Consider the following 10,987-nt stretch of genomic DNA (forward strand, 5'->3'; position numbering starts at 1 on the left):
GCTGGCGATCCTTCTTCGGTTGTCGGCCTCGCGGGCATGCATTAGGTGCGTTTATGAGCGATGAGCAAACCGGGGGCAAGGGTCACATGGCCGATGCGGCAATCAGGATCGAAGGGCTGCGCAAAACCTATCGTGGCGGCAAGGGCCAGCCCGAGAAGAGCGCATTGAAAGGCATCGACCTGACCGTTCCACGGGGGTCAGTCTTTGGCCTGCTGGGGCCGAACGGGGCCGGAAAATCAACCCTGATCAACATCCTGGCCGGGCTGGTGGTGAAAACCTCGGGCCATGTATCGATCTGGGGCTACGATCAGGATCAGAGCCCGCGCCAGTCCCGTGCTTCCATTGGCGTGATGCCGCAGGAACTGAACCTCGACCCGTTCTTCACCCCGCGCGGTGCGCTTGAGGTACAGGCTGGCCTTTACGGCGTGCCCAAAGCACAGCGCCGCAGCGATGAGATTCTGGAGCTTGTTGGCCTCAGCGACAAGGCCGAGGCCTATGCGCGAACCCTCTCGGGCGGGATGCGGCGGCGGCTGCTGTTGGCCAAGGCGCTGGTGCATCATCCTAAGATCCTTGTGCTGGATGAACCGACGGCGGGCGTGGATATCGAACTGCGTCAGATGCTGTGGGCCAATGTGCGCAAGCTGAATGAACAGGGCATGACCATCATCCTGACCACGCATTACCTGGAAGAAGCACAGGAAATGTGTGACGAGATCGCCATCATCAACCACGGCGAAATGATCGCGCAGGACAGCACCGCCAACCTGCTGGGCCGGGTGGACAGTCGCACCATGGTGATTGCTCCGGATAGCCCGGTGACCGATTTGCCGACGACCGAAGGCGTCGAAGCCGCTTTGCGAGACGATGGCACCTTGGTATTGAGCTATCGCAGCGCCCAGACCAGTGCCGAACAGGTTCTGGAATCCGTACGCGCTGCTGGCATCCGCATCCGCGACGTGCGCACCGAAGAAGCTGATCTCGAGGATGTCTTCCTCGCCCTCACCTCATCCCGCGCGAATGAAACCCCGGCGGACGATCAGGATCAGCCGCGCCGGGGCCTGCACCGGGTCAAGCTTTAGACCCGGTCGATTCGGGCCTGGTAGCAATTGTTTCGCGCGGATCGGACGTGGATATAGCTCACGTCGGGGCGGGCAAAGATATCCCTGACGGCAGTGGCAATCTGGTCTGTGGGTGTGATCGCTCCGGTGCCATAGACGATCCGGTCATCGGTTCCGTAGCCCTTGATCAGATAGTCGGGTGACGTGGTCAGAATTTCTGGCAGCCCTTTCCCCTCGTACCGCTCACACTGTGCAGCGCATAGAAATATCGGACCCGTTTCCGCGTAAGGATGTGTCTCTAGAAAAGGCCGGTGCGCCAATATCAGCATCTCTTCGCCCTCAGGAATATTCTGCAAGCAATGGCGGCATGGATTGCCTTTGCCTGTGGATGTCGCGCGCTCTGGCGTGGCGCCATAAGCATCCGGGTGACCAGCCTGAAGGGCGCGCACTTCGTCGGTTGCCAATGCGGTGATCTTGAACATTTTGCGTCTCCTTTTGCCCAATCATGCCCACCCGGAAAATCCCAATCGACCCGTTTCCTGCGCAAAGGACTCGAAAAAGAACAAAACGTGAATATAATATAGAATCGCCATGTATGCCGAACTGTCGATCACGTCGAATTTCACCTTTCTCACCGGGGCTTCACATCCCGAGGAATATATGGAGCGTGCCGTCACCCTTGGCCTACCGGCCATCGCGATTGCCGATGACAATTCGGTCGCCGGAATCGTCCGTGCCCATACCCAAGCGCGCGAAATCGCCCGCAAGGTACGTGAACGGCTGGAGTGGGAAGCGCAGAACACCTCTATCGGCCCACCTTGCCCCGATCACATCCCCAAACCGCCCTCTTACCCCATCCACGCGGTGCCGCGCCTGATCCCAGCGGCGCGGCTGATCTTTACCGACGCGCCCACCGTCACCGCCCTACCCCTGAACCGGCAGGGCTGGGCCAACCTGTGCCGTATCCTGTCCAAAGGCCGCCTGCGCGCCGAAAAGGGCGACTGCATTCTACAGCTGTCCGACCTGTTGGAATTCTCCGACGGTCTCCACCTGCTGCTCTGGCCACAGGCGACACCGTCTCCGGGCGGCGCGAACGGATGGCGGACACAGGCGCAACAGCTGACGCGCCGCTTTGCCGGACGGATGCATCTGTTGATGCACCCCCGGTATGATGGCGCAGATACTGTCTATTTCTCTTTATTAGAGACTGAATCAAAGCAACTCGGCATTCCCACCCTAGCCAGTGGCACACCGCTGATGCATCACGGCACCCGTCGCAAGCTGGCCGATGTGGTGACCGCCATCCGCCTACGCCGCAAAGTCGATGAGCTCGGTCGCGAGGCGCTGGCCAACGGGGAACAGCGCCTGCGGTCTGAGGCCGAGATGCTGCGGATATTCAAAGGCCACGAAGGCGCGGTCACCCGCGCCCATCAACTCAGCGAACAGCTAACCTTTTCTCTGGACGAGCTGCGCTATGAATACCCAAGCGAGGGCAGCGAGCAGGAAACCCCGACCCAACGCCTGCACCGCCTGGCGCATGAGGGTTTAAAATGGCGCTATCCGGCGGGCGCGTCGGAAAAGGCGCAAAAGATGCTGGCGCATGAACTGACCCTGATCGGCAAGCTGAAATACGAACCCTATTTCCTGACCGTGCGCGACATCGTCCATTTCGCCCGCTCGCGCGGTATCCTGTGCCAAGGGCGGGGATCGGCGGCCAACTCGGTGGTCTGCTTCTGCCTTGGCATCACCGAAGTCAGCCCCGAGATGGGCACCATGGTCTTTGAACGCTTCGTGTCCGAGGCCCGCGATGAGCCCCCCGATATCGACGTCGATTTCGAACATGAACGGCGTGAAGAGGTGATCCAGCACATCTACGACCGCTATGGCCGCCACCGTGCGGGTCTCTGCGCCACCGTGATCCACTATCGCGGCAAACGCGCCATTCGTGAGGTCGGACGGGCGATGGGCCTGACAGAAGACACCATTTCAGCCTTATCCTCACAACTCTGGGGCTTTTTCTCTGCCGCCGGGCTCGAGGCTGAACGCATGCGCGAAATCGGTCTCGACCCCGAGGATCGCCGCCTAAAACAGACTCTAATGCTGGTCTATGAGATCAACGGCTTTCCCCGCCACCTTTCGCAACATGTCGGCGGTTTCATCATCACCGAGGGGCGTTTGGACGAGCTGGTCCCCATCGAAAACGCCACGATGGAGGACCGCACGGTCATCTGCTGGGATAAGGACGACATCGACTCTCTGGGTATCCTCAAGGTCGATGTCCTCAGCCTCGGAATGCTCACCTGCATCCGCAAGGCGTTCGACCTGATCGGCCAACACCACCAGACCAGCTATACGCTGGCCACCCTGCCGCCCGAGGACCCAATGGTTTATGACATGCTGTGCAAGGCAGACAGTATCGGCGTGTTTCAGGTAGAATCACGTGCGCAGATGAACTTTCTGCCCCGGATGCGGCCCCGCAATTTCTATGATCTGGTGATCGAGGTCGCCATCATCCGCCCCGGCCCCATCCAAGGCGACATGGTCCACCCCTATATCCGCCGCCGCAACGGAGAAGAGGAGGTCAGCTTCCCCTCGGACGCGTTGGGCGAGGTGCTGGGGAAAACGCTGGGCGTTCCGTTGTTTCAGGAACAGGCAATGCAGATCGCCATTGTCGGTGCCGGGTTTACCCCGGAACAGGCCGACCGCCTGCGCCGGTCGCTGGCAACCTTCAAGAAACATGGCAATGTCAGCGAATTCCGTGCGCTGTTCCTGCGCGGCATGAAGCGCAACAGCTATGACGACGACTTTGCCGAGCGCTGTTTTTCTCAGATCGAAGGCTTCGGCTCTTACGGTTTTCCCGAAAGCCACGCGGCCAGCTTTGCGCTGTTGGTCTATGCCTCGGCCTGGATCAAATGCCATCACCCGGGGATTTTCGCGTGCGCGCTGCTGAACTCGCAACCGATGGGGTTCTATGCGCCTGCTCAGATCGTGCGGGATGCACGCGAACATGGGGTTCAGGTGCGCCCGGTCTGCATCAATGCCAGTTTCTGGGACAATGTGATGGAACCCGACGGTCATGGCGGGCTGGCCCTGCGGCTGGGGTTTCGCCAGATCAAAGGCCTCAGCGAGGAAGACGCCAGTTGGCTGACCGCCGCGCGCGGCAACGGCTACACCCAGGTCGACGATGTTTGGCGTCGTGCCGGGCTGGGGCCGTCGGTGATCGAACGGCTGGCCGAAGCCGATGCCTTCGCCGCCTGCGACCTGACCCGGCGCGAGGCGCTGTGGCAAGCCAAGGCGATTGCCACCGCCAAACCTCTACCGCTGTTCTCACAGAATCTGGAAGGCGAGGCGCTGGACGAGCCCGAAGCCTATCTGCCCCAGATGACGCTGGGCGAACAGGTGGTCGAGGATTATGTGGCCACCCGTCTCAGCCTCAAGGCGCATCCGGTGGCCCTGCTGCGGCATATTCTGACACCGGACCAGCGCGACAAAACCACCCCTGTAGCGTAACCCCTGAACCGGCTATTGACCGCGAACAGAATCGAAACCCCGAGATCACGCATGTCCAGACCAACCATGCCCCCGCGATTCCCCGCGACGCCCGAGCAAATCAACGCGCAGGTCAGCGCCTTCTATGCTCGCGTCCGGGAAGACAAAGTGCTGGGGCCAATCTTCGACCGACATGTCGATGACTGGCCCGCGCATGAGGAAAAAATTGCCGCCTTCTGGCGCAACGCCATCCTGTTCGAGCGTAGCTATGACGGCAATCCACAGCGGGTTCATATCGAGCGGCCCGATGTAAAACCCGAATTCTTCGCCCATTGGCTGGATCTGTTCGAAGAGGTCGCCACCCGGATGCTGCCACCGGAAACCGCCATTCCCTGGGTCGCCTTGGCGCGTCGTATCGGTGTGGGGATGAAAGCGGGTGTTCAGTCTGCCCGTCAGCCTAAGGACGCGCCACCGATCCTGCGATGATCGGATATCATACCGGCTTTGACATGTTAGCGGTAAAATAGGGGCTATCAGACTCTGCAAAATGGGTTTATGCAGCGCGAATAGACAGCCCGAGATCACTCCGTGCCGCCCTAAACACCGCACATCACCCGAGGCCAGACTCATGAGCACTCAAAACACCACCCTCCGGGGTCTTGGCTATGCGTTTGCGGGCTTTGCAGTTTTTGCGAGTCATGACGCACTGATCAAAGTGCTGGGCGGGACCTATTCGGTGATGCAGATCATCTTTTTCGCCACGCTGTTTTCCTTCGTGCCGATGGCGGTGACAATCCTGACCGACCGGACAACCGGGAACTTCCTGCCCCATCACCCTTGGCTGGTACTGCTTCGCTCAGCCTTGATGGTTTCGTCCATGGTCTGTGCTTTCTATTCCTTTTCGGTTCTGCCGCTGGCTGAGGTCTACTCGCTGCTGTTTTCCTTCCCGCTGATCGTCACCGTCCTGTCGATTCCGATATTGGGAGAGGTCGTGCGCGCCCAACGCTGGGCCGCCGTTGGTGTTGGTCTGATCGGTGTCCTGATCGTCTTGCGCCCCGGTGCCACGGATATCACCCTGGGCCATCTCGCGGCCCTGACGGCCGCGTTCTGCAGTGCCTTTGCGTCCGTTCTGGTGCGCAAGATCGGGAATGAGGAACGCTCGGCCGTATTGATCCTATATCCGATGCTGCTGGCCATTGTAGCGATGAGCCTTGCCCAACCCGCCGTGTATCTGCCGCCCTCGCTGCTGCATCTGGCAATGATGGCGCTGGTCGGCGTGTTCTCGGTGATCGCCCAGCACCTGATCATTCTCGCCTATCGCGCCGCGCCTGCGGGCGTTATTGCCCCCAGCCAGTACAGCCAGATCATCTGGGCCACGATTTTTGGCATGGTTTTCTTTGGTGAACGCCCGGACATCTGGGTGGCGGTTGGCGCAAGCGTCATCATCGCGTCCGGTGTCTATGTAGTCTGGCGCGAAAGCCGCACCAACACCACCTCGGCCAACACCCCTGTTCTGCGGGTACGGTCACCGCGGTCAGATACCGGGGCGTCACGGCCGGGGGAGTAAGGGCAAAAACACGCAAATTCAGGGATCTCTGACAGCCTTTTTCAGCTGTCCTTATGCCTGATCATAAAGTGGCCGTTCGCCCCTTTTTCTTCAAATTTTCCGGTCGCACGCACCAAATCGCTCAACCTCTTGTAACCGTAAGTACGGGAATCGAAATCCGCGTAGATTTTGCTGAGTTGGCTGCCAACGAGCCCAAGCCTAACCCATCCGTCTGGCTCATCTGTGTTCCGAACCACATTGTGAATCAACTGGAAGGCATGGTTCAGATCATATTTTGTTTTTTGGGGGGCCGCAGTCTCAGCCGGCTGGCTGACTGATGCAGTTTTTTCGATATTCTCAACGTAAATAAATCTATTGCACGCTGTGACAAAGGCTTTGGGTGCCTTACGTTCTCCAATACCAAAAACATCCAATCCCTGTTCCCGGATCCGACTAGCAAGTCGGGTGAAGTCGCTGTCAGACGACACCAGAACAAACCCACCAAACCGTTCCGAGTGCAGAATGTCCATGGCATCAATCACCAACGCGATATCGCTGGAGTTTTTGCCGGATGTATTGGCAAATTGTTGGTGGGGAACAATGGCGTATTTGGCCAATGACTTAGCGTCCCAACCTTGTGGCGACCCGTTCGAGAAATCACCGTAAATGCGCCTCAGGCCAGCTTCGCCTAAAGTAGCTATTTCTTCAAAAATCTCTTCGGCATGTTTTGCGGGCACGTTGTCCGCATCAATCAGAACCGCAAGGCGGTCTGTCCTTCCTGTTGTCACCTCAATCCCTCAACTATAAATTTTATTCGTAACATGGAATGTAATGACAAAAAGGGCGGGCAAAAGCCCACCCTTTCAGATTTTTCAAGTTTTATCAGTAAACAACCACCGACCGGATGCTCTCACCTTTATGCATCAGGTCAAAGCCGTGATTGATGTCGTCCAGACCCATGGTGTGGGTAATCATCGGGTCAATCTCGATCTTCCCGTCCATGTACCAATCAACGATCTTGGGCACATCGGTCCGGCCCCGCGCACCGCCAAAGGCGGTGCCGCGCCACGACCGGCCTGTGACCAGCTGGAAGGGGCGGGTCGAGATTTCGGCACCAGCAGGCGCTACGCCGATAATGATCGATTCTCCCCAGCCCTTATGCGCCGATTCCAGCGCGTCACGCATCACACCGACATTACCGGTGGCGTCGAATGTATAATCCGCACCGCCCTTTGTCAGGTTGACCAGATAGGAGACCAGATCGCCCTCGACCTCTTTGGGGTTCACGAAATCGGTCATGCCAAACTTGGTGGCCATTTCCACCTTGGACGGGTTCAGGTCAACGCCAACGATCTGGTCAGCTCCGGCCAGACGCAGGCCCTGGATCACGTTCAGGCCGATACCGCCCAGACCGAACACGATGGCGCGGCTACCAATCTCGACCTTGGCGGTGTTGATCACCGCGCCAATACCGGTCGTCACGCCGCAGCCGATGTAACAGATCTTGTCGAACGGAGCGTCCTCACGCACCTTGGCCAGCGCAATCTCGGGCAGGACCGTGTGGTTAGCGAAGGTCGAGCAACCCATGTAGTGCAGGATCGGATCGCCATCCAGCGTCGAAAAGCGCGAGGTGCCATCGGGCATGAGGCCCTTACCTTGGGTTTCGCGGATCGCCTGACACAGGTTAGTCTTGGGGTGCAGACAATATTCGCATTCGCGACATTCCGGGGTGTAGAGCGGGATCACGTGATCGCCCGGCTTCAGGCTGGTCACTCCCGGGCCGACCTCGACCACCACGCCCGCGCCTTCGTGGCCCAGAATGGCGGGGAACAACCCTTCGGGGTCAGCACCCGACAGGGTGAATTCATCGGTGTGGCAAATGCCGGTGGCCTTGATTTCCACCAGAACCTCGCCCGCTTTGGGGCCTTCGAGGTTTACTTCCATCACTTCCAAGGGTTTGCCGGCCTGAACGGCGACGGCGGCACGGGTACGCATATCGTTGTCTCCCTGTCTTCTTTGCCCCGACCCTGCGTCAATCGCAGAGGGTTTTCAACTGCGCTTTGGTGACAGATCGGCTAATGATTTGATATTGCAGAAACGACATTGCCGCAAAGAGGAACGCCAATGCGCCGATTTATTCCGATTTTGATCTTGCTGGCCGCTTGTGCCGAAACGCCACCCGCACCGGAAGACGCCCGCCTTGCACCCGAAGCCGCACCGGTCGATCTGGCCTTTTGCGAGGGTGAACCCTTTGGCGATTCCATTGGTCAGCCGGTTTCGACCATTCAGGGCCAGCTGCCTGAACGCGCGCGTGTGTTAGGGCCGGATGATTTGGCCACGCAGGATTACCGCATCGACCGGTTGAACGTGTTCGTCAATGACGCCGGGATCATTCAGCGTCTGACCTGCGGGTAGGCGTGGACTCGGGGTATGATTCTACGGTAAGAACAAAATGGGAACATTTTGATGTCTGCCGATGCCCAAACGACGAATACTCTCACTCTGGTTTCCCCGTCTGGGGGCTGAACGGCTGGTCCGCGCTGCGCGGGGCCTGCAGGATGGGCCTTTGGCCGTGGTGGCCGAGCAGGCGAACATGCAGGTTGTCACCTCGCTGAATGCACAGGCTCAGGCCGCCGGGTTGCGCGTGGGTCAGCCGGTGCGCGATGCCCATGCCATGTGCGCGAATCTTGTGACGCGCCCTCGCAATACCCCCGCCGAGACCGCGTTTCTAACCGCTTTGCGCCGCTGGGCAGGCAAATTCAGCCCCTGGGTAGCCGAAGAATCACCGGACGGGCTGATTGTCGACCTGTCGGGCTGCGCCCATCTGTTCGGCGGCGAAGAGGCGTTGCTGAGCGTACTTGAGGTCGACTGCGCCGATATGGGCCTGAGCGTACAGATGGGCATCGCCGACACGCTGGGCGCGGCCTGGGCGTTGGCGCGATACGCCGGACAAGAGGCCACATCCGACCGCAACGGCGACGCCATCAGCCAAGAGGCCCGTGCCACCCGTGCCCGCGCCACCAAACGGCGGCACTGGACCAAAGGTGGCGCCGCGCCGCAGGTGATGGCCTTGGGTGGTGGCGCGCGGATTGCAGCGCCGGGACAATCCTATGGCGCGCTCAGCCCCCTGCCCATCGCGGCGCTGCGGTTGGAGGATCAGACCGCGGCGCAGTTGAACCGGCTGGGCCTGCGCCGGATCGGCGATCTGTTGGGCCAGCCGCGTGCCAGTTTGGCGCGGCGGTTCGGGCGGGGTCTGGTGCTGCGGCTGGATCAGGCCATGGGCAGCGCGCCCGAACCGGTCTCGCCCGCCCGTCCGCCGCATCGCTTTGCGGTGCGGATGACCCTGCCCAACCCAATCGGTCTGATCGAAGACGTCATGGCCGCCATTGATCGGATACTGCCCACGCTCTGCGCAAAACTGGAGGAGAAAGGCCGCGGCGTTCGCACCCTGCGGCTTGAGGCACATCGCGCCGATCAGGCCGCTGAGATTGTCGAAGTCGGTCTCGCCCGTCCGACCTTTGACAAATATCGTATTCGCCCTTTGTTAGAGATGAAAATCGACAAGATTGATGCGGGTTATGGCATCGACATGCTGCGGCTTGTGGCAGTCCAGACCGAGCCTATCCACGCCCGCACCATGGCGGGCCATGCCGAGGCCCGCCGCGCCGTGCGGGATCGGCTTGAGGGCAACACCGCCGTCGACGACCTGATCGGTAAGCTGGGCGCACGCGTGGGGCTGGAGGCGATCACGCGGCGGCACCCGGCGGCCTCACATATCCCCGAGAAGACGGCGCAGACGCTGGCCGCAGCCTGGTCGGAACCGGCGCATGACTGGCCTGCCCCTCCGCGTCCCCGCCCCTTGCAGATGTGGCAACCCGAACCGGTGATGGCGCCGGAAACCCCGGACGTGCCCAGCGCCTTTCGCTGGCGTGGGCGCGACTGGCAACTGGCGCAGGCCACGGGCCCGGAACGCATTGCGCCGGAATGGTGGCTGGACGATCCCAACTGGCGCAGCGGCGTGCGCGATTACTGGGTGGTGGTAACCGAACAGGGCGAGCGACTGTGGCTGTTTTATGGCCATGGCGGTACCATGTCGGCAGGATGGTTTTGCCAGGGACAGTTTTGTTAGAGTCTATTTTCCGCGATAAATCAGCCAATCAGGCAGATAGTCGATCAGACGCACCAGCCAGGAAAATGGTGCTGGAAAATCCGTACGGAATCGGCGACGTGACATCGCTTTGACCACCCGGTCCGCTGCATCCTCGGGCGTCATCAGCATCGGCATCTTGAAAGTGTTCTTCTCGGTCAGACGGGTCTTGATAAAGCCCGGATTGACGATGCGCACCGTCACCCCTGTGCCCGCCAGGTCGAACCGCATGGTCTCGGCCAACGAAACAAGTGCTGCCTTGCTGGCCGCGTACCCCACCGCCGCGGGTAACCCTCGATACCCCGACAAAGACCCGATCAGCGTGATATCCCCCCGACCCCTGCGTACGAACCTGCGTACAACCTCACCCAGAACCCGCAGGGCACCCGTGTAATTCACATCCGTCATCGCCAGCACGGCCTCGGAATTCCAATCGGCAGAGCGCATCGGTTCATAAGCTCCGGCGTTATAGACCAATCCGTCCACCTCTCCCGCCTCGACCGCGGCACGACGTACAGCGTCCAGATCTGTCACGTCGCACGGAACAGCTTGCGCATTTGGCAGGGCAGAACAAATCTCGGTCAGACGCTCGGTATTGCGGGCAGACAGGATCAGATGTGCGCCCTGACGGCTCAGCTCCTCGGCCAAAGCCCGGCCCAGCCCTTCGCTGGCGCCAACGATCCAATAGGTTTTTCCTACAAAGCTGCTCATGCCCTGGCCAATACAGTTGTGTCTATGATTTTACGG

The 10,987-nt window shown here is 60.1% G+C and carries 10 protein-coding genes; 6 read left to right on the forward strand and 4 right to left on the reverse strand.

The window, feature by feature from the left end; genetic code table 11:
- Window positions 1-86 precede the first annotated feature (86 nt).
- Window positions 87-1,079, forward strand: coding sequence for an ABC transporter ATP-binding protein (locus ACR0LY_RS10395; RefSeq protein WP_170349849.1), 993 nt, complete (start codon window positions 87-89; stop codon window positions 1,077-1,079).
- Here the strand turns inward: ACR0LY_RS10395 and ACR0LY_RS10400 are convergent.
- Complete coding sequence (locus tag ACR0LY_RS10400) at window positions 1,076-1,540, reverse strand: DUF1203 domain-containing protein (RefSeq protein WP_170349696.1); 465 nt, start codon at window positions 1,538-1,540, stop codon at window positions 1,076-1,078. The genes ACR0LY_RS10395 and ACR0LY_RS10400 overlap by 4 nt on opposite strands.
- A gap of 109 nt (window positions 1,541-1,649) precedes the next feature.
- On the opposite strand from ACR0LY_RS10400, the gene ACR0LY_RS10405 reads away from it, so the two are divergent.
- From ACR0LY_RS10405 to ACR0LY_RS10415, 3 genes are all read left to right on the forward strand, one after another.
- Window positions 1,650-4,568: an error-prone DNA polymerase gene (locus tag ACR0LY_RS10405; RefSeq protein WP_170349695.1), complete on the forward strand. Its 2,919-nt coding sequence runs from the start codon at window positions 1,650-1,652 to the stop codon at window positions 4,566-4,568.
- Window positions 4,569-4,634: 66 nt separating this feature from the next.
- Window positions 4,635-5,033: a group III truncated hemoglobin gene (locus ACR0LY_RS10410; RefSeq protein ID WP_480640872.1), complete on the forward strand. Its 399-nt coding sequence runs from the start codon at window positions 4,635-4,637 to the stop codon at window positions 5,031-5,033.
- A gap of 142 nt (window positions 5,034-5,175) precedes the next feature.
- A complete protein-coding gene (locus ACR0LY_RS10415; RefSeq protein WP_170349693.1) occupies window positions 5,176-6,114 on the forward strand; it encodes a DMT family transporter in 939 nt (312 codons plus the stop codon).
- 41 nt (window positions 6,115-6,155) lie between these two features.
- Here ACR0LY_RS10415 and ACR0LY_RS10420 read toward each other — a convergent pair whose 3' ends face one another.
- Both ACR0LY_RS10420 and ACR0LY_RS10425 read right to left on the reverse strand, forming a co-directional pair.
- The gene (locus ACR0LY_RS10420; RefSeq protein WP_170349692.1) at window positions 6,156-6,881 is read right to left on the reverse strand and encodes an NYN domain-containing protein; all 726 of its coding nucleotides are present in this window, start codon (window positions 6,879-6,881) and stop codon (window positions 6,156-6,158) included.
- A 94-nt stretch (window positions 6,882-6,975) separates the two neighbouring features.
- Window positions 6,976-8,088: an S-(hydroxymethyl)glutathione dehydrogenase/class III alcohol dehydrogenase gene (locus ACR0LY_RS10425; RefSeq protein WP_170349691.1), complete on the reverse strand. Its 1,113-nt coding sequence runs from the start codon at window positions 8,086-8,088 to the stop codon at window positions 6,976-6,978.
- A gap of 129 nt (window positions 8,089-8,217) precedes the next feature.
- On the opposite strand from ACR0LY_RS10425, the gene ACR0LY_RS10430 reads away from it, so the two are divergent.
- Window positions 8,218-8,508: an I78 family peptidase inhibitor gene (locus ACR0LY_RS10430; protein ID WP_170349690.1), complete on the forward strand. Its 291-nt coding sequence runs from the start codon at window positions 8,218-8,220 to the stop codon at window positions 8,506-8,508.
- A 61-nt stretch (window positions 8,509-8,569) separates the two neighbouring features.
- Window positions 8,570-10,222 (forward strand): DUF6504 family protein, encoded by a 1,653-nt coding sequence (locus ACR0LY_RS10435; RefSeq protein WP_170349689.1) that lies wholly within the window; start codon window positions 8,570-8,572, stop codon window positions 10,220-10,222.
- A 3-nt stretch (window positions 10,223-10,225) separates the two neighbouring features.
- Here the strand turns inward: ACR0LY_RS10435 and ACR0LY_RS10440 are convergent, their stop codons facing one another.
- Window positions 10,226-10,951, reverse strand: coding sequence for an SDR family NAD(P)-dependent oxidoreductase (locus ACR0LY_RS10440; RefSeq protein WP_480567140.1), 726 nt, complete (start codon window positions 10,949-10,951; stop codon window positions 10,226-10,228).
- Window positions 10,952-10,987 lie beyond the last annotated feature (36 nt).

This window comes from Ruegeria sp. BC5, assembly GCF_056539205.1.